The organism is Blautia sp. TM10-2 (assembly GCF_003480845.1).
Taxonomy (GTDB): Bacteria; Bacillota; Clostridia; order Lachnospirales; family Lachnospiraceae; genus Fusicatenibacter; species Fusicatenibacter saccharivorans.
The window spans coordinates 38531-56996 of the sequence record NZ_QUJZ01000021.1; the positions used below are offsets into that span (position 1 = coordinate 38531).

Annotated in this window: 16 protein-coding genes; 13 read left to right on the forward strand and 3 right to left on the reverse strand. The window is 49.6% G+C overall.

The features are described 5' to 3' along the window. The first annotated feature begins 6 nt into the window (after positions 1–6). Both DXD92_RS18385 and pulA read left to right on the forward strand, forming a co-directional pair. Entirely contained in the window at positions 7–561 is a 555-nt protein-coding gene (locus DXD92_RS18385) for a hypothetical protein (protein ID WP_147399313.1), read from the forward strand. Positions 562–580: 19 nt separating this feature from the next. Beyond that, positions 581–4546, forward strand: a complete 3966-nt coding sequence (gene pulA / locus DXD92_RS18630) for a type I pullulanase (protein ID WP_158581801.1) — start codon at positions 581–583, stop codon at positions 4544–4546. Between the two features lie 221 nt (positions 4547–4767). Here the strand turns inward: pulA and DXD92_RS17565 are convergent, their stop codons facing one another. Further along, on the reverse strand, positions 4768–5148 hold the full coding sequence (locus tag DXD92_RS17565) for a 4Fe-4S binding protein (RefSeq protein ID WP_022463049.1): 381 nt from the start codon (positions 5146–5148) through the stop codon (positions 4768–4770). Positions 5149–5462: 314 nt separating this feature from the next. Here DXD92_RS17565 and DXD92_RS17575 point away from each other — a divergent pair, with 314 nt between their 5' ends. The 6 genes from DXD92_RS17575 to DXD92_RS17600 all read left to right on the forward strand — a co-directional run bounded on the left by DXD92_RS17575 (position 5463) and on the right by DXD92_RS17600 (position 10529). Next, positions 5463–6302 carry a C39 family peptidase gene (locus DXD92_RS17575; protein ID WP_118641155.1) on the forward strand — a complete coding sequence of 280 codons (840 nt, stop codon included), beginning with the start codon at positions 5463–5465 and terminating at the stop codon, positions 6300–6302. Positions 6303–6370: 68 nt separating this feature from the next. After that, the gene (gene spoIIID, locus DXD92_RS17580) at positions 6371–6628 is read left to right on the forward strand and encodes a sporulation transcriptional regulator SpoIIID (protein ID WP_055220903.1); all 258 of its coding nucleotides are present in this window, start codon (positions 6371–6373) and stop codon (positions 6626–6628) included. Positions 6629–6715: 87 nt separating this feature from the next. Beyond that, the gene (locus DXD92_RS17585; RefSeq protein ID WP_118641157.1) at positions 6716–7462 is read left to right on the forward strand and encodes a copper homeostasis protein CutC; all 747 of its coding nucleotides are present in this window, start codon (positions 6716–6718) and stop codon (positions 7460–7462) included. Positions 7463–7500: 38 nt separating this feature from the next. Then, entirely contained in the window at positions 7501–8760 is a 1260-nt protein-coding gene (locus tag DXD92_RS17590; protein WP_118641159.1) for a M20/M25/M40 family metallo-hydrolase, read from the forward strand. 15 nt (positions 8761–8775) lie between these two features. After that, positions 8776–9705, forward strand: a complete 930-nt coding sequence (locus tag DXD92_RS17595) for a nucleotidyltransferase family protein (protein ID WP_118641161.1) — start codon at positions 8776–8778, stop codon at positions 9703–9705. Between the two features lie 98 nt (positions 9706–9803). Then, positions 9804–10529 (forward strand): glycosyltransferase family 2 protein, encoded by a 726-nt coding sequence (locus DXD92_RS17600; protein WP_118641163.1) that lies wholly within the window; start codon positions 9804–9806, stop codon positions 10527–10529. 89 nt (positions 10530–10618) lie between these two features. Here DXD92_RS17600 and DXD92_RS17605 read toward each other — a convergent pair whose 3' ends face one another. After that, entirely contained in the window at positions 10619–11746 is a 1128-nt protein-coding gene (locus tag DXD92_RS17605; RefSeq protein WP_118641165.1) for a hypothetical protein, read from the reverse strand. Positions 11747–12308: 562 nt separating this feature from the next. Here DXD92_RS17605 and DXD92_RS17610 point away from each other — a divergent pair. Next, positions 12309–13283, forward strand: a complete 975-nt coding sequence (locus DXD92_RS17610) for a cell wall hydrolase (protein WP_118641167.1) — start codon at positions 12309–12311, stop codon at positions 13281–13283. A 236-nt stretch (positions 13284–13519) separates the two neighbouring features. On the opposite strand, the gene DXD92_RS17615 is transcribed toward DXD92_RS17610, so the two are convergent. Further along, entirely contained in the window at positions 13520–14683 is a 1164-nt protein-coding gene (locus DXD92_RS17615) for a nucleotidyltransferase domain-containing protein (RefSeq protein ID WP_158581802.1), read from the reverse strand. A 235-nt stretch (positions 14684–14918) separates the two neighbouring features. Between DXD92_RS17615 and DXD92_RS17620 the strand changes: the two genes are divergently transcribed. The 4 genes from DXD92_RS17620 to DXD92_RS17635 all read left to right on the forward strand — a co-directional run bounded on the left by DXD92_RS17620 (position 14919) and on the right by DXD92_RS17635 (position 18347). After that, entirely contained in the window at positions 14919–15182 is a 264-nt protein-coding gene (locus DXD92_RS17620) for a PqqD family protein (protein WP_158581803.1), read from the forward strand. A 29-nt stretch (positions 15183–15211) separates the two neighbouring features. After that, the gene (locus tag DXD92_RS17625; protein WP_118641173.1) at positions 15212–16798 is read left to right on the forward strand and encodes a glycosyltransferase; all 1587 of its coding nucleotides are present in this window, start codon (positions 15212–15214) and stop codon (positions 16796–16798) included. Between the two features lie 116 nt (positions 16799–16914). After that, positions 16915–17382 carry an NfeD family protein gene (locus DXD92_RS17630; protein ID WP_118641175.1) on the forward strand — a complete coding sequence of 156 codons (468 nt, stop codon included), beginning with the start codon at positions 16915–16917 and terminating at the stop codon, positions 17380–17382. Next, positions 17379–18347: an SPFH domain-containing protein gene (locus tag DXD92_RS17635; RefSeq protein ID WP_117510131.1), complete on the forward strand. Its 969-nt coding sequence runs from the start codon at positions 17379–17381 to the stop codon at positions 18345–18347. The genes DXD92_RS17630 and DXD92_RS17635 overlap by 4 nt, the downstream gene beginning before the upstream one ends. The last annotated feature ends 119 nt before the right edge of the window (positions 18348–18466 follow it).

The window sequence follows — 18466 nt, forward strand, 5'->3', positions numbered from 1 at the left end:
CAGCCGATGAGGGGTCGGCTGCTCTATTTGTGTGGGGGGGAGGGACGGATCTGGCTCCGGCGCCGTGGCACCTGCCGCACAGACGGGCGCGGTGGCATCGGCGGGCGGATGATGACGTGTGGGAGGCGGTGGATTGAGGAACCGAGGCTATTCGACAGGAAATCTGATGATTTCCCGTCTCAGAGCCTCTTGACTTCCGGCCTGGATGGCCGTCCGTCATCCTCAATCCACCGCCTCCCACGTGTGCATCATCCGCATGCCGCCGATGCCAATGCGCCTGTCTGCGCGGCAGGTGCCACGACGCCGGAGCCAGATCCTGGGGTTGGAGGACGGGAGGAGTGGTCTGGATCTGCCCGGAGGGCAGATCGGCGTGAGATTGTTGTATGTGGAAGGGGAGAGTGTGTTGGAGGACGGGGAGAGGGGCTGGATTCGCCTGGAGGGCGAATCGGCGTGAGTTTGTTGACTGGTGCAAAGTTTGGAGATAGAATGAAAAAAATATTTTCGGAGTTTTTTGTGCTTGATTTTATGAGAACAGAAAAGTTTCGGGAAGATATTGTGTGAAATTTGGAGGTTTTTGGGTATGGATAGGATTCGACTGAATGCTTCGGAGTGGATGGATTTCCGGAGTGGAGAAAAGAAGTGTTTTTTGCTGACAAACGGACTGGGAGGTTATTGTTCGCTGACGGTGATGGGGAATGCGGCGAGGAATGATCAGGCGCTGTTAATGGGAGCATTGAAGGCGCCTACGGTGCGGGAGCATCTGATTTCGAATGTCTGGGAGACGTTGGAGGTGGATGGTGAGGAGACGGAGCTGTTTTCACAGGAGTTTGTGAATCGGACGCAGAATGTGGAGGGGTTTCGGTTTCTGGAAGGATTTGAGATGGGGAGTCTGCCGGTATGGTTTTACCGGGTGAAGGGGGTTGAGATTGAGAAGACGATTGGGATGGTTCAGGGGGAGAATACGGTTCTTGTCCGGTATCGGGTGAGAAGTGGGAAGAAGGGGAGTTTTTCGGTTCGGCCGGTGATGCGGTTTGCGGCGAAGGGGGAGCAGCTGCAGGAGGGGCAGAATTTTGCGGTGGACCGGAAGTGCATTGCGAGTAATGGTGTGATTCTTTCTTATGGAACGAATGGGGAGCTTCAGATGGAGAAGGAGAGGATCTGGAGGGATTTGTTTTTTGAGCAGGATGCGCGGGATGGAAGAGATGGCATCGGAAGTGCTGTCGTGAATCATCGGATTCGGTTTGAGATGACGGGAGACGGCAGGGAGCAGGTCTTTTTTGTTGTGTATAGTCTCGCGGATGATGTGGATAAGTGGGATGAGGAAAGGATTGCGCTGTGGATAGAAGAGGAAGAGAAGCGGCAGGAGGCGATTGCGGAAAAGTCCGGGATTTCTGATCCGGTGGGAAAGCGGCTGGCGGTGAGTGCGAGTCAGTATATTACGGAACGTGCATCGACAGGTGGGAAGAGTATTATGGCTGGTTTTCCTTATTTTGCGGACTGGGGGCGGGATACGATGATTTCGCTGCCGGGGTGCACGCTGGCAATTGGGGAATATGAAGAGTGCAAGAGCATTCTTCGAACCTTTATGGCATATACAAAAGAAGGACTGATGCCGAACCTGTTTCCGGAGGGGGATGCGCTTCCGATGTATAATACGGTGGATGCGGCCCTTTTGTTTTTGGATGTGGTGTATGAGTATTACCTTGAAACAGGAGATCTGGAGTTTGTGTGCGAGGCGTTTCCGGTGATGGAGGATATTGTGTTCTGGTATCAGAAGGGAACGGATTTCCATATTAAAATGGACAGTGACGGGCTGATTATGGCCGGGGGCGGTCTGGAACAGGTGACGTGGATGGATGTGCGGATTGACAAGGAGCTGCCGACACCGCGTCACGGGAAGCCGGTGGAGATTAATGCGTACTGGTATAATGGTCTGAGGATTCTGGAAGAGCTGGCGCCGTTTGTCGGAAAGGATGGATCGGCGTATGGGAAGCTTGCGGAGCAGGTGAAGAAGAGTTTCCTCGAAAAGTTCTGGATGGAAGAGGAAGGATATCTGAAGGATGTGCTGAACGGCACGTATGAAGAGAAGCAGTTTCGATGCAATCAGGTCTTTGTGCTGGCGCTTCCGTTTCAGATGATGAGTCAGAAGCAGGGGCAGCGGATCTTACAGGCGGTTAAAGAAAAGCTGTATACGACAGCAGGACTGCGGTCATTGGAGATGGAGGATCCGGCATTTCATCCATGGATCGGCGGAAGCCAGCCGGAGCGTGACAGGGCATATCATCAGGGGACAGTCTGGGGATTTCCGCTTGGGGCGTATTTCCGTGCGGTGCTGAACTATTTCCCGAAGGAGGGAAAACAGGAAGTGCGCCGCGGACTGGACCGTCTTGCGAGCTGGATGCAGGAAGGATGCCTGTTTCATCTGGCGGAGATTTATGATGGTGCGGCGCCGGTGATGTCGAAGGGCTGCTATGCGCAGGCGTGGAGTGTCGGAGAGATTCTGCGGGTTTACAAAGAAATGGAGGGAAAGAAGATGAATGCGGTGGTGAAAAGAACGCCGGCGGAGTGGAAAAGCTTTTTTGAATCGGAAGAATTTGTGGAAAACTTTACGTATGAAGGGGATGACCTCGGTGTCTCGGTGAAGAAGAGCAGGGAATGTGATGGAAACTGGCAGATGCCGAAAAAGGATGAGCAGTTTGTGACAGAGTGGAAGCTCTGGGCGCCGACAGCAATGGAGGTTTCGCTGGAGCTGTTTTCACGTGGCAGCAGCCGGGAGTACGGGGACCGAAAAATAGCCTCGATTGCGATGACGCGCGGCGAAAAGGGTGTCTGGAGTTGTGCATTGCAGGGAGCGCGGTATGGAACGTATTATACGTATCACATTCTGCACTCAGATGGCGTTTTTGATACGGTCGATCCGTACGGCGTGGCTTCCGGTGTTGATTCGGAGCGGAGTATGGTAGTAAATCTTGCAGAGACGGACCCGGTGGGCTGGGAGCAGGATGAAAGACCGGAAATCCGGCCGGAGGACCGCTGTGTGTATGAGCTTCATGTGAAGGATTTTTCAAGCGATCCGAATTCCGGTGTTTCGGATAAGCACCGTGGAAAGTTTCTGGCATTTACGGAAGAAGGCACAACACTGAATGGAGACGGAATTCATGCGACAGGGCTCGATTATCTGAAGTCGCTTGGCATTTCTCATGTGCATCTGCTTCCTGTTTTCGATTTCGGAAGTGTGCCGGAAGACGATGCGGAAGCGTTCAACTGGGGCTACGACCCGGTGCAGTACAATGTGCCGGAGGGATCCTATGCAACCGATCCTTTCCACGGAGAGGTACGTATCCGGGAAATGAAGGAAATGGTTCAGGCACTGCATAAAGCCGGCATCGGCGTGATTATGGATGTGGTATACAATCATACGTATAATCTCGATTCGCCGCTTCAGAAAACAGTTCCTTATTATTATTACCGTGAATGGGAGGACGGCACGATTTCCAATGGCTCCGACTGTGGAAACGAGACGGCAAGTGAGCGGGAGATGTTCCGCCGCTTTATGGTTCACTCGGTTTGTTACTGGGCGAAGGAATATCATATCGACGGTTTCCGCTTCGATCTGATGGCACTGCATGACACGGAGACCATGAATGCGATCCGCACAGCTCTGAACCGGATGCCGCGCGGCGAGGAGATTCTGGTTTACGGTGAACCGTGGAAAGCAGCGGCAAGCGCAATGCAGGAGGGATATTTCCCTTCGGATAAACAGAATATCGGAAAGCTGATGGATGGCATTTCCATGTTCTGTGACGATACGAGAGATTCCATCAAGGGAAGTGTTTTCATTGCCGCAGAGGGAGGCTATGTCAATGGAAAAGAGCGTCTTTCAGCAGGAATACTTTCCGCGACAGACGGCTGGCTGGACGGAAAAGGAGCCTATGAGCCGCGCAATGCGAGCCAGCTGATTCCGTATGTGTCGGCACATGATAATTATACACTGTGGGATAAATTAAAACTGTCCGATCCGAAGCGGAAGGAGGATGCGGAGCCGGATTTTGACAAGATGGATGAGCGGACGCTTTCGATGAACCGTCTGGCGGCGGGCATTGTGATGACCTGCAAGGGAATGCCGTTTTTCCAGGCGGGTGAGGAATTTGCGCGCACGAAGCATGGCGAAGGAAACAGCTTCAAATCGTCGTGGCAGCTCAACAAAATTGACTGGACACGCGCCTTAGAGCAGGAAGAGCTGGTGGACTATTACCGTGGTCTTCTCGCTCTGCGCCGAAAATTTCAGGCATACGGAACGTGCGAGCCGGACTGTAAAAAGACATTTTTCCGTGAAAACCAGATCGCAGGTTACGAACTGGAATACCCGGATGGCCGCGCAGTCTGCGTCTTCTACAATCCATGGGAAAAAGAAGCTTTTCAGAAACTCCCGGAAGGAAACTGGAAACTGCTCTGCGATGGAAAACGCTGTGCAGAGGATGGAGCAGAGATGAAAGAAAGCATGATGCTTCCGGCAAAATCGATGGTTCTGCTGGCGTGGGAGTAAAATTGTAAATTTTGTCCCTTTTTGTCGGAATGCCGTCTGTGGAAACGGGCATCGATCATTCTGCCAGGCAGCGAGCGGGAATCAATTGTTTTTCGTTTAAGATAAAAATGCACTGTGAAATTGTCCGACGACGTTCCACAGTGCATTTTTATGTTTATGTGAGCAATGAGTCAGGATCTGTGCTTACACGAGATCCTGGCGATATCTAAGAGTTCGGATCATTATTCGTCCACAACTTCCAGTACATCCATCGGACAGGCTTTCGCGCAGATACCGCAGGCAATACATTTGGAAGCCGGATTGCCCTCGGTTTTTACGATCAGGCCAAATGGACAGGCCTTCGCACAGGCTCCGCATCCCGTACATTTTTTCTTGTTGATCATGTAAACGCCCTTCGGGTTCTGGGTGATGGCGCCTTCCGGACAGGCCTCGGCACATTTACCGCACTGCGGACAGGCGATCGGGCGAACAGCCTTTTTCTCTACGATCTGCAGACATGCCTTGTCCGGATCAAATACCTTATAAAATGCCTCAGAACATGCTCCCACACAGGCAAGACAAGCCATACAGGTGCTGCCTTTTTTTACTTTCAGTTTTTTCATTTTGTTTTATCCTCCGCTTAAAGATGTTGTTTTTCCTATTTTACCATTTTTGAACTTTTTTCTCAATGATATTTCCGGAATTTGCCATCTTTTTCCTGCTTGCGGTTTTGCTTCCGTTTCGCATGGCTTTGCACAGATACAAAAAATCTTAAGAAAGCAGACGGAAAAAAAGCAGTGTTTCTTCGGAAAATATACAAAAAGAAAAATCAGAAATTTGTTATGATGAAAAGGAAGAATGTACTCTCAATCATCTCACAAAATCAGGCACAGAAAGATTTTTGGAGTACACCATAAGATCGGGAGGGGGATTTTTCATGATCCGTGAAAACAATACACTGGAATGGCAAGAGACAGCAGAACAAAAAAGAATGACACAAAGAAGGATAATACAAAGAAGAGAAAGAGCACGGAGACGAAAAAGAAAGGTATGGCGGATCCGCGGGCTGCTATTGCTGTTCGGCTGTCTTCTGCTTTTGGGCGGTGTGCGGCGCTTCCGGCAGAATCCGATCCAACGGTATGCAAAAGCAAACGGCATTTCAATGGATCAGTACCCGGAGGAGCTGTTGTCGCTTTACGAGAGAAACAATGAGACGGAGACGTTCGTCGAAGAATATCCGTTGAAAAAAGAGGAGGAGCCGGAGATTGACCTGAGCGACCTGTCATCCGCATCGGAGGTTCCGCTTCTCTTGCAGTGGGATCAGAGATGGGGCTATCACCGATATGCCGGTGAAGTGATGGGATTAAGCGGCTGCGGACCGACAGCACTTTCCATGGTTGCCATTTTCATGACCGGCGATATCACAAAAAATCCGCGCTGGGTCGCCGATTTTGCCTCACAGAACGGCTATGCCGTAGACGGCAGCGGAACCGCCTGGTCTCTGATGCTGGAAGGAGCCCGGCAGATCGGCCTTTCCAGCAAAGAAATCCCTGTGGAACGGGAACGGGTGGAAAACAACCTGCAGGCCGGAAACCTCATCATTGCCCTGATGGGACCCGGGGAGTTTACCAGCAACGGTCATTTTATCGTTCTTACCGGATTGCAGAATGGCAGACTGAAAATCAACGACCCAAACAGCAGAAAAAATTCCGAAAAAACCTGGGATATCGATCAGGTGCTGGAACAGACAAAAGCGGTATGGGTATATTACAAATAATAAAATAGAAGACATACCCATCAAAGCCTCCGAATACACTGTAAAAACAGCGTCTTCGGAGGCTTTTTGTGAGGGACTATATCGAAGAGCGTGCTGTGGAGACAGCAATTTACATGATTGAGACGAAAGCGACCGTACGGCAGACGGCGAAAAAATTCGGAGTGAGCAAAAGTACCGTGCATAAGGATCTGACATCACGTCTGGTACAGGTGAATCCGGGTCTGGCGGCAGAGGCGAGGAAAATTCTGGATGTGAACAAGTCTGAACGCCACATTCGCGGCGGCATGGCAACGAGAGAAAAATATCTGCATCAGAAGCAGAAGTGAACGAAAGTGAACCAAAGAAGCTCTTTCCTAATCGCCCTAAATAGGGTATGATAGAGAAAGAAAACTTACGAAAACAGAGGGAATTTTATGAACGATTATATCCTGGAAGTCTGTGTGGACTCGGCGGAGTCGGCGCTTGCGGCGGCAAAAGGCGGGGCAAGCCGGCTGGAGCTGTGTCAGAATCTGGTGATCGGCGGAACAACGCCGGGTTCGAAGCTGTTTGAGGTGATCCGCAGACAGACAACCATTCCGATTCATGCACTGATCCGCCCGCGGTTCGGGGATTTCTGCTACACCCCATATGAATTAGAAGAAATTTGCGAGGAAGTTGCGATGTATCGCGAACTCGGTGCAGAGGGCGTTGTGATCGGCGTGCTGAAAGAGGATGGAACGATGAATATGGCGGCAATGGAACAGCTGATGGAGGCAGCCGACGGCATGTCCGTGACGCTGCACCGCGCGTTTGATGTCTGCCGCGATCCCAAAGAAGCGCTTGAGCAGGCGGTATCGCTTGGTATGAACACCATTCTTACCTCCGGTCAGCAGAACAGTGCGGTAAAAGGAGCAGAGCTTCTCGCCGAACTGCAGCGCCAGGCGGCGGGACGCATCCGTATTCAGGCGGGCGGCGGTATCTGCGCGGATGCGATCCGCGAGCTGTATCCGAAAACCGGCGTGACCGCCTACCATATGTCCGGAAAAATCGAACTGGCGAGCCCGATGCAGTACCGGAAAGAAAATGTGAACATGGGACTTCCATCCTTAAGCGAATACACCCTCTACCGCACGGACGTCAAAGCCGTACGCAGCGCGAGAGTGGTACTGGAAGAACTTTAAGAAAATAAAAAAAGAAAAGAAAAGGACATAACATTATTATGAAAGCAAATACCATCAGCGGCCAGCGGCAGTATGCGTTCGTCAGCCAGTTTAACTACATCCGCGAAGCCGGAACGGAAGGCGAAGAAAAAGCAGCCTGCCGGATCGAAAAAGAACTTTCTGAAATCGCAGAAAAATGGGGGCAGGGCGAATTGCAGATCCGCCGCGAGCCGTTCGAGATTGAGACATGGCAGGTTGACGAAGCTGTCTTTACGGTCACAGAGCCATATGAGAAAACATACACCGTCCGCGGCTGCTTCGCGGCAGCCAATACCGCTCCGGAAGGCGTGGAGGCACCATTCCTCTACGTAGAAAACGGCGACCCGGTCAGCCTTTCCCATGCAGAAGGGAAAATCGTCCTGATCAACGGCGGTGCCAATGCAGAAAACTATGAAAAACTGGAAAAAGCAGGAGCCGTCGGATTTCTGATCCTGACCGGAACGCCGCTGGACAAAGACGAGGACCGTCTGCCGGACTACCGCACCCTGCGCGGCGTAAAAAATCCGAAACTGCCGTGCGCCGTCATTCATTATCTTGATGCGATGGAACTGGTAGAACGGGGAGCGAGCCGTGCACGCCTCGTTTTACAGCAGAAAAAAATCAGGAGAACGTCGAAAAATATCATCCTGCGCATCCCGGGAACCGGGCAGCCAGAGGAAATCCTGACGCTGACGGCTCATTACGATTCCGTTCCGCAGGGACCTGGTGCATACGACAACATGGCGGGCGCAGCGATCATCATGGAGCTGGCACACTACTTCGCCGAAAACCGCCCGAAACGGACACTGGAATGCATCTGGTTCGGCGCGGAGGAGCTGGGTCTCTGCGGAAGCCGGGCATATGTGAAAGCGCACGAAGCCGAGCTGGCGCAGCACCGCTTCAACATGAACGTCGACCTCGCCGGACAGGCCATCGGCGGAACCGTGCTTGGCGTGGCAGCAACGAAAGAGGCATGCGACGTGATCATGGAGCACTTAAAACAGGCGGACAAAGGCGTATCGCTCATCAACAACATCTGGAGCAGCGATTCCAACACCTTCGCATGGAAGGGCATCCCGGCGATGACGCTGAACCGCGATGGTTTCGGCATGCACACCTGCCACGATACGATCGACTGGATCTCCGCCTGGTCACTGAACCGGAGCGCCGGTGTCCTGGGCGAAATCGCCGAGTATCTGGCGGATGCAGAACCATTTCCATTTGAAAGAGAAATCCCGGCAGACTTTGCGGAGAGATTAAAAGCTTATTTTGGAGAATAAAAAGGAGAGAACATCATGAGCAAAAAACCAGTATTAGTCATCATGGCAGCAGGAATGGGAAGCCGTTACGGCGGATTAAAACAGATTGATCCGGTTGACCCGTACGGAAATATGATTATCGACTTTTCCATTTATGATGCAAAACAGGCAGGCTTTGAGAAAGTCATCTTTATCATCAAAAAAGCCATCGACGAGGCATTCCGCGAGGGCATCGGCAAGCGAATTGAGAAATACATGGATGTAGAGTATGTTTACCAGGAACTCGACGTTCTCCCGAAAGGCTACGAAGTGCCGGAAGGCCGCGTCAAACCGTGGGGAACCGGTCATGCGATTCTCTGTGCGGCAGAAGCCATCGACGGCGCACCGTTCGCCGTCATCAATTCCGATGATTATTATGGAAGAACAGCATTCGAGGAGATCTACCGCCAGCTGACAACCGAGCAGGACGGCGCGACCTATCAGTACGCGATGGTTGCCTACGACCTGTACAAAACCCTGACCGACAATGGCCACGTAGCCCGCGGTATCTGCACCGCAGACGACCAGAACCACCTTGTCGGCATTCATGAGCGCACAAGAATCGAAAACCACGGCGGACAGGCCGAATACACCGAGGATGACGGCGCAACCTGGACCGGACTGCCGCAGGGAACGATCGTTTCCATGAACCTCTGGGGCTTCACACCGAGTATCCTGATTGAGCTGAAACGCCGCTTCCTGCCGTTCCTCGAGGATGTATACAAAACTAACCCGTTAAAAGGCGAATACTTCCTGCCGTTCGTTGTCGATGAACTGCTGCAGGAGAAAAAAGCGGAAGTCACCGTACTCCGCTCCTATGATAACTGGTACGGCGTAACGTACAAAGAAGACAAAGAAAATGTCATGGCAGCACTGCAGAAATTAAAAGACGAGGGCCGTTATCCGCAGAAACTGTGGGAAGAATAACAAACGAACGGTACTGGGAAATTTTCTCCATGAGAGCATCTTTCGCAATGAAAAGAAATCCTGTATAATGGATGGAAGGAAATGCAAGGAGAATACCAATGGATACCTTATATATTGTAATACCAGCCTATAATGAGTCGGAAAATATCAAAAGAACGATCGAGGAATGGTGTCCCGTCGTGGAGAAGCATAACGGCGGCGGTGCGTCCCGTCTTGTGATCATCAACGACGGAAGCCGCGACGATACGTATGAAATTGCTTCAGCAGAGTGCGAAACCCGCCCGTTGCTCACCGTGCTGACGAAGCCAAACGGCGGCCACGGTTCCACCGTTCTGTACGGCTACCGCTATGCACTTGAAAACGGTGCGGACTATATCTTCCAGACCGATTCCGACGGTCAGACCGATCCGGCGGAGTTCGAAAAGTTCTGGCAGATCCGCGAGGGCTACGACGCCATTTTCGGAAACCGCACAAGCCGCGGCGACGGCTTTTCCCGCGCTGTCGTGGAAAAAGTGCTGTGCGCGGTGCTCTGGACCTATTTCCATGTATCCGTGCCGGATGCAAATGCCCCGTTCCGTCTGATGAAAGCAGACTACGTGGCCGAGTATCTGCCGCTGATGCCGGAAAACTACAATCTGCCGAACGCACTGCTGACTGCCTTCGGAGCGTATTTTCACCGGAAAATCCGTTTCATCCCGATCAGCTTCAAGCCGCGTCAGGGCGGAACAAATTCCATCAACATCCGTAAAATCGTAAAAATCGGCCGTCAGGCGCTGCACGATTTCTGTGAGATTCAGAAAGCGGCTGCGAAAAAAAGAGGATAAAAAATAATATAAGAGAAGGAACGTATCCCATGTTTCATGAGATACGTTCCTTCTTTTTGTATGCTTATTTTTTATTATGGACCTTATTTTTAATAGAAGCGATGCGATCTTTTCTGATTCATGGAATCCTTTAGTGCCAGAAGTGATTCGATCAGGATCAGAAGCAGGATCACAGCGATCATGACTGCGAGGATCTGATTTGTTCGCTGATGGAACCAGGAGCCGATTCCTGTGTGTGCAGTCTGTGTATTCTCGGCCTGTGCGGCATTTTCAAGAGCTGCAGTTTCCGAAGTAATAATCTGTGCATCCGGGTCTGTTGTTCTGGCAGATGGTACAATCTGCGTTGCGGCTGGAAGCTGGCTGGAAGAAGTAACAGCGGATGCGGTAACTTCCGGGTGGATGGTGGAAAGATCAACTTCTTCGTCTTCTGTAACAACTGCGCTGGCAATCGGTTCTGCTGCGATCGGTTCGGATGCAGGAACCTGTTCCGGTGCGGTTTTGGATGCAGGAGCTGCGGTTTCCGGAAGAATATTTTCCTGTGCCGGCTGTTCCGAAGCAGATGGCTGTACCACGGTCGGGGTTTCTGACGGTGCGGATGGCTGTTCCGGAACGGATGGTTCTGGAGCGGCCGGTTCTTCCGGAACTTCCGGTGCAGATGGCTCTTCCGGAAGAGATGGCTCCGGGTCAGTTGCCGGTGTTTCCGGGATTGCGGTACAGTAAACAAGAGAAGTCATCGCCGCCGAAGAATCCGTAATCACAACGGAACCGCCATTGGAAACGGCCTGTCCATTAACATAGAAGGAAATCTGATCCATATCCAGTGTGTAGCCAGGTTCCGTAACCATCGATACGGAGAACGTTCCGTTTACTTCCTCGACCGGTTCGCTGTTCTGATACAGGACATAGGAACCATCATCGGAAAGATATGACATGGTGACCGGCGCATCCATTGTGGAATCCTGAAATGTCAGGGCAGCATCGGTAAAAGCAAGGGCCGCCTGATCGGTGTTCAGATAGAATTCCAGGTCCTGTGCATCGTAATGGGTGAAGTGAATGGTAATTTCACCGGCGTCTGTATTTTCTGCACTTGGAACTGTCTCGGCTGCTGCCGAATACGGAGCGGAAAAAAATAATCCGGCCGCCAGGAGGCCTGCCATTCCGAATCTCAGAATCAAATTTCCTGTGTGTTTTTTCGTTGTCTGTGTGCTGTGTAACATATGACATCCTCCTTTCACCTGATCGGTTTCTAATGTCGGTCTGTTTTATTTTCCTGCGGTAAGTTTCACGTATAAATTGAAAGAAAAATAATTGATAAAATATAAATTTTCTTTCTTTTTAAAGATTATACCATATGTAGAAAGAAATATCATGTAAAAATAAAAAGTTAAAAGAAAATTTGAAAATGCGTCAAAAGTGGAAAAGGTTTGTAATGCATGTCGAAAAATAGAAAAAGAACTGTCACAATTTCTTAAAAAATATTTGCGGAAAAAGAGGGCAGAAAGGGCAGAATGTGAAACAAAAGCAAAATAAAAAGAAGGAAACAAGACACGGAAAAGTATTCCAGGCAGGCCGCATGCAGAAGAAAAAGTGGGAATAAAAACCGATCCAATTCGTCAAAAAAGCGGAAAAGTGGTGAAAAATTGTGGGTTCTATGAAAAAAACGATGGGAAAAGACAGGAATGTTGTCGAAATATTCTAGTTGACAAAAAGATGTAACACTGGTAGAATCGGTTTGTAACAAGATGTAACAAAAACGTAATAATTGTTTAGGAGGTAAGTATGACATTCAAAAAAAGTTATGTGCCGGGCATCCTGGGGAGCGTGCTCACACTGACTGTTATCATGGCTGCACCCGTAAAAGCAGAGACAAAGGAAGAAACCATTTTAAATAAAACAGACTGGAGCACAATGGCTGCAGCAAACGTAGAAGGATATGCCAACATCCGCAGCGAGGCAAGCGTGGATTCCGAGATCGTCGGAGTTCTGATGCCGGGTTACGCAGTTGCGGTAACGGAGAAAGGAAACGAGTGGAGTAAGATTTCTTCGAATGGCGTAGAAGGCTACATAAAGAATGAATATCTGGTATTTGGGGAAGAGGCAAAAGCACATTACCGCAATATGTGCGGTATCATCGGAGTTGTTCAGGCGGACAGCCTTCGTGTCCGTGAGGCAGCATCCACAGATTCCGCGCAGGTTGGAACACTAACACAGAATGGTGAAGTCAGCGTATTCGGCGAAGAGGCTGACTGGTATCAGATCCAGTACAGCGGAAGCAGCGCATATGTTCATGGAGACTATGTGACACTTTCAGAGGAGTTAAAAGGTGCTGTTTCCATGGAGGAATACCAGGCATCACAGGCCTGTGTGGCAAGCAGCGCAGCAGCAGCCTCCACAGCAGGCAGTGCATCGGTAATTTCCGCAGACAGCAATGATGTGGCAATGCTTGCAGCACTGATCGAGTGCGAGGCAGGCGGCGAGAGCTACACAGGAATGGTGGCAGTCGGAGCGGTTGTAGTAAACCGTGTCAACAGCGGTTCCTTCCCGAACAGTGTTTCCGGCGTTATTTATCAGGGTGGACAGTTTACACCGGTTGCGACCGGAACCTTCCAGAGCGTGCTTTCCCGCGGAGCAAGAAGTGACTGTTATGCAGCTGCACAGGCAGCACTTTCCGGCGAGAGCCCGGTTGGCGGATGCCTGTATTTTAACAGCGGCTACGGCAGCGGAATCCAGATCGGATATCAGCATTTTTATTAAAAACAGGCGTGTAACCTTCGCAAGGGGATAGGCGGAGGGAGTATGCATTTCCATAGATTGTGATCGGTTCAAAGTCATGAAAAATGAGATGGAATCGACGGTATAGAAAAAAGAGTAAGTGAACAAGGGGAGACGTTCACTTACTCTTTTTTTACTCTGAAACAAATACTACCGGATAGTCAAAAAGTGCAGACTATCCTTATGGAGTTTTACAGGAAATGTTGTTGGATTTCCAGTTACGGGACATCGTTATTTTCAAAAATTTTCAACAGCTTGGTTTTCTGGTTATCGGCGCGGAAGTCTGCTAATGTCTGACGTAGTGTTGTATGGCGGACGCGGTAGGTATTGGAGAGAAAACAGAAAAAAGTGATTCCCCAAAATACCGGCCAGAGCAACACACATTTATGAAGCCTGGAAAATCGAAGCTTCATCTGAACATGCCCTTCGTGGAACCAGGCACGGACACCGGCGTGCCGGTAAGAGCCGCGGCTTACGATTTTCCGCTCCGTGTCACTGCCAAAGTCGCCGTCTGCGAGAATTTGTTCCAGAAAGGCAGCACAGTCAGCGGCAGAAGAACGAATCTGCGGGTCAATCGAAGCGGAAAGACCGAAATAAAGATGGCAGGATCCGAGAATCAGCTCATAAAGATGAAAAATTTTTGATTCCTGGCACCAGGAGTGGATTTTCTCAAAATCAATCTTAGATGCATACTGCTTCAGATACAAGGTAAAATCGCAGAGCAGACGGCTGCCGAAACCACTGTAGAGATAGTGTTTGAGCATATGATGCAGCATGTAAAAAACATTTTCCGTCGGCGGCAGCACCGGATAGGACTGACCGTAAAGCGTAAGGGAAGATGCTTTCAGATGATCCGCGGAGAAAATCTCGTCCACCAGCTCATTCGCACGGGCAAACTGATAGACGCCGACGATGCGGTAGTGCAGCTCCAGCGTGAAGGAACGGTGCGTGTCCGGGAATGTATAGCGGTAGGTAACGTGGTGGTCACTGTCTTCCGGCTCCTCGACGCAGCCATGCGCCTCGAGAATCCGGCAGGCACGGGAAAAAGCTTCTTTTTCATTGATATAGAGATTCAGATCTCCCAGCTTCCGGTATTCGGGAACCGGATAATTGGCGGCGAGACTGATTCCTTTTAACAGAAAGCACGGGATTTTCTCTGCGAGGAGCAGCAAAAAAGTGAGACTGGTAAAGTGTTCTAACTGATAATAGGAGAGCAGCATCTGCTTCGTCTGCTGTTTGAGGGCGGAAAACTGCGGCTGATTCTCAAAATATGGCAGAAGAAACGGAAGTGAACAGTGTTTTTCCGCAAGGCGGTATAAAGCGGAAGCATCCACACCGGTAAGCGTGACGGGATCAGATGAATCTGTGCATAAATTTTTCAAAAATCTGTAAATAAACGGTATCAAGCGGCTGCATAAGAGACTCCTTTTTGGGAAAAGTTTGATATGATTTAGTATACCACAAAATGGAAAATAACTAAAACTTTATTACAGATATCAATAAAAAGTAAAATATAGTTTATAATGTAACAGGTTAGAGCTATAATAAAATTATTAGTATGATTGCTTTTTCCTGCCGTCAGGAAGAAAAGCAAAACTTAAGTGAATGGAGATAAAAATGACCAGAAAAGGTGATTTTGTACTCAGACGGCTTGCAGACGAATATGTTCTGATTCCATATGGGGCGACGACAGAAAAAATGAATCAGGTACTCACACTAAGCGAAACTGCTGCTTTTATTTACGAGCAGACCGGCGATGCCGCATCCGCAGAGGAGATTGCGGAGCGGCTTGGAAAAGCCTACGATGTGCCGGCGGAGGAAGTGCAGGAGGATGTCAGCGCGGTGCTGAAAACATTTCGGAACTGCGGGATCCTGGAGTGAGGAATCTACGAAAATGAAGAGGATAAAGTATGGTAGTATTTTTGGTCGGTGGCGAGAGCAGACTGATGGATGCCCTGATCACCAAAATGGAAAAAGACGGACATAAAACGTATCTGCTTACGGGAAAGCGGGATGGAAGAGGAAAGTACCGTCGCGTATTTGAACGGTACAATTTCCCGTACGACAGCGAGAGCGTCCGCGAAATCTTTTCAAACGTAAACCCGGATCTTGTGATTTTTCTCGGGGCCTATGATACCAACTATGACTGGAGCGATGCAAGAAGAGAGTCTGTCCGTTTCACGGCGGATCTGACCAATCTTCTGTCCGCTTACGCATTCAATCCCAAAGGACGATTCGTCTACCTGTCCTCCGAGGCAGTTTACGGCCGGTCCTATATGGCGGATATTCACGAGACAGAACCGGCATCCGCCAAAAGCTTTCAGGCGATGGCGATCCTGCAGGGCGAAAATATCTGCAAGAGCTACCGTGACACGAGAGAGATGGACACACGGATTCTGCGGTTTGATCATCTGCATGATATTCCGCGGAAAGGAAAAGCAGACAACAATCCGTGTTTCCAGATGACGCTGGAGATGCTGAAAACAAATCAGATTGCAGCCAACAGCCGCAACGCGTTTTCGATGATCTATCAGAACGACGCCGTCGAATTTGCGTACCGCGTGATGATGGAGGAACACCCGAAGTATCCGCTGTACCACATCACATCGGGAGAAGTCATCACACAGATGGATCTGGCGAAACTGATTCAGCAGAACGCAGGCTGTGCAGCGTCCCGGAATGCAGGGATTGCTGCGGCGGAGGGAAAGTATCTTCTTTTTCTGGATGCAGACGATAAAATGGATGAGAAAAATACGATACGTTCTATGGTGATACAGGCCGAGGAGAAAAAAGCGGATATTGTAATCGGAAAGTATCACAGATGGAAGGAAAATGGTGAAAGCGTTGAAAGCGGAAGTTCATTAGAAGACGAAGAGCCAGATAGCATCGCTTTTCGGTTTAAAGGTTTCTTTCAATCCGGAAGTTTATCGTACGACTGGGGAAAACTTTATCGAAGAGAGTTTTTAACAGAACATGAACTGTGGGTGCCGCAATATACTTACGCGGAGGACAAAGCACACAATTTCCGCTGCTGCGCATGCGAACCGAAATATGCTTTTGTACCGCAGAGCATTGTGCTCTACCGGGAAAATCTGCAGTCTGCGACGTTTCGTCCGAAAAAGAAGCTGATGCAAAACTGGATTCAGATTGCCTCGGACTTTGAAGCGTTTTTGAAGGAACGCAGGATTGAAAAGGATTATGGTGACCTGATGCTGTTTCACCTGGTGATTGGTGCAATGTATCTGGCGAAGGAAGAGATGACGTATGAAGGAGAAAATGTTTCTGTGGTCAAAAAGCTGCTGAAACAGTATGGGTCAGATCCGTTTGTTCGAAAAACCCTGACGATACGGAATTGCCTGCATTACGGAGTTCAAATCAAATCGGTATTCTGGAAACTATTAAGCTTCACCCTCGTATTATTTTTACGTATTCACGCATATGGTTTTTTGTCAGCCATCCTCGTTTTCATGTCCCGGCTTGGAATTGACAGTCTGTAGACGATTCCTGACAAATCTTTCTTTTTTCTGAATGTTTTTAACTTTGCTTGTTATTTTTTCATCATTATAGTATGATGAATACAACAGCCAATTTTTTCAGAAAGGGGGAAAAACGCATGGGTATTACAGCTTACCTGCCGGTTTACTGGCTGATCGCACTCGTCGTTTTTTTAGTGATTGAGGCAGCAACACTTGGTCTTGCGACGATCTGGTTTGCAGGTGGGGCGCTTGTTGCTTTGATCGCTGCCATGTGCGGAGCCGGGATTGTGATTCAGATCGTACTGTTTCTTGTTGTATCGCTGGTACTTCTGTTTTTTACACGTCCGTTCGCCGTTCGCTTTCTGAATAAGGATACACTGAAGACGAACGTGGACCGTGTGGTTGGCATGGAAGGAGTCGTGACGGAGGAAATCTCCAATCTTGCGGGAACCGGAAAGGTTTCGCTTGGAGGAAACATGTGGACTGCGCGTACAGAGAACGAAGGAGGTACGATTCCCGTGGATGCAGTCGTTACGGTGCTCCGTGTGGAAGGCGTCAAGCTGATTGTAAAGGTCAAAGAAAAAGAAGGAGGAAATGAAACATGAGTGGTGGAGGAGTTGCAGGAATTTTATTGATTTTGCTTCTTGTGGTGGCATTGTTTATCGCAGCATCGTGTGTGAAAATTGTACCTCAGGCCAGTGCTTACGTGGTAGAGAGCCTTGGAAAATACAAGGACACCTGGGCAACCGGTCTTCATTTCAAGGTTCCGTTTATCGAGCGTGTAGCGATTCGCGTGAATCTGAAAGAGCAGGTGGTGGATTTCCCGCCGCAGCCGGTTATCACAAAAGATAATGTTACGATGCAGATTGATACCGTTGTATTCTTCCAGATTACCGATCCGAAGCTGTTCGCTTACGGCGTTGTCAATCCGCTGATGGCAATTGAAAACCTGACGGCAACAACACTTCGAAACATCATCGGAGATCTGGAGCTCGATGAAACGCTGACATCCCGTGAGATCATCAACACGAAGATGCAGGCTGCGCTTGATATCGCGACCGATCCGTGGGGAATTAAAGTAAACCGTGTCGAGCTGAAAAACATTATGCCTCCGGCAGCCATCCAGGAAGCGATGGAGAAACAGATGAAGGCAGAGCGTGAACGCCGTGAAGCAATCCTGATTGCAGAAGGAGAGAAAAAATCGACCATCCTTGTTGCCGAAGGTAAAAAACAGTCGGCCATCCTCGATGCAGAGGCTGAAAAACAGGCGGCTATTCTTCGTGCAGAGGCAGAAAAAGAGAAACGGATCCGTGAGGCAGAAGGCCAGGCAGAGGCAATCCTCAAAGTACAGCAGGCAAATGCCGATGGTATCCGCGCGATCAAAGAAGCCGGTGCGGACGATGCCGTTCTTACCTTAAAGAGCCTTGAGGCACTTGGCGTTCTGGCAAATGGAAAGGCAACAAAGATTGTTGTTCCGTCCGATCTGCAGGGACTGGCAAGTCTGGCCACCACATTCAAAGGTATTGTGGAGGAACAGAAAGTGCCGGCAGGAAAAGAAGTGCAGAAGTAATCAGAAATAGTTAGAAGAGATCAGAAATAAAACAGAGATAAAGAAATAAGTAAAACAGGATTCTCCCGTGAAAAGCATCAAGCCGGACACGGGAGAATTTTCTGTATGAAAAGTACAAT

Bases quoted from the DNA above. Each gene is read 5' to 3' on its own strand.
- DXD92_RS18385 (WP_147399313.1), top strand. From the start codon at position 7: ATGAGGGGTCGGCTGCTCTATTTGTGTGGGGGGGAGGGACGGATCTGG.
- pulA (WP_158581801.1), top strand. From the start codon at position 581: ATGGATAGGATTCGACTGAATGCTTCGGAGTGGATGGATTTCCGGAGT.
- DXD92_RS17565 (WP_022463049.1), bottom strand. From the start codon at position 5,148: ATGAAAAAACTGAAAGTAAAAAAAGGCAGCACCTGTATGGCTTGTCTT.
- DXD92_RS17575 (WP_118641155.1), top strand. From the start codon at position 5,463: ATGATCCGTGAAAACAATACACTGGAATGGCAAGAGACAGCAGAACAA.
- DXD92_RS17585 (WP_118641157.1), top strand. From the start codon at position 6,716: ATGAACGATTATATCCTGGAAGTCTGTGTGGACTCGGCGGAGTCGGCG.
- DXD92_RS17590 (WP_118641159.1), top strand. From the start codon at position 7,501: ATGAAAGCAAATACCATCAGCGGCCAGCGGCAGTATGCGTTCGTCAGC.
- DXD92_RS17595 (WP_118641161.1), top strand. From the start codon at position 8,776: ATGAGCAAAAAACCAGTATTAGTCATCATGGCAGCAGGAATGGGAAGC.
- DXD92_RS17600 (WP_118641163.1), top strand. From the start codon at position 9,804: ATGGATACCTTATATATTGTAATACCAGCCTATAATGAGTCGGAAAAT.
- DXD92_RS17605 (WP_118641165.1), bottom strand. From the start codon at position 11,746: ATGTTACACAGCACACAGACAACGAAAAAACACACAGGAAATTTGATT.
- DXD92_RS17610 (WP_118641167.1), top strand. From the start codon at position 12,309: ATGACATTCAAAAAAAGTTATGTGCCGGGCATCCTGGGGAGCGTGCTC.
- DXD92_RS17620 (WP_158581803.1), top strand. From the start codon at position 14,919: ATGACCAGAAAAGGTGATTTTGTACTCAGACGGCTTGCAGACGAATAT.
- DXD92_RS17625 (WP_118641173.1), top strand. From the start codon at position 15,212: ATGGTAGTATTTTTGGTCGGTGGCGAGAGCAGACTGATGGATGCCCTG.
- DXD92_RS17630 (WP_118641175.1), top strand. From the start codon at position 16,915: ATGGGTATTACAGCTTACCTGCCGGTTTACTGGCTGATCGCACTCGTC.
- DXD92_RS17635 (WP_117510131.1), top strand. From the start codon at position 17,379: ATGAGTGGTGGAGGAGTTGCAGGAATTTTATTGATTTTGCTTCTTGTG.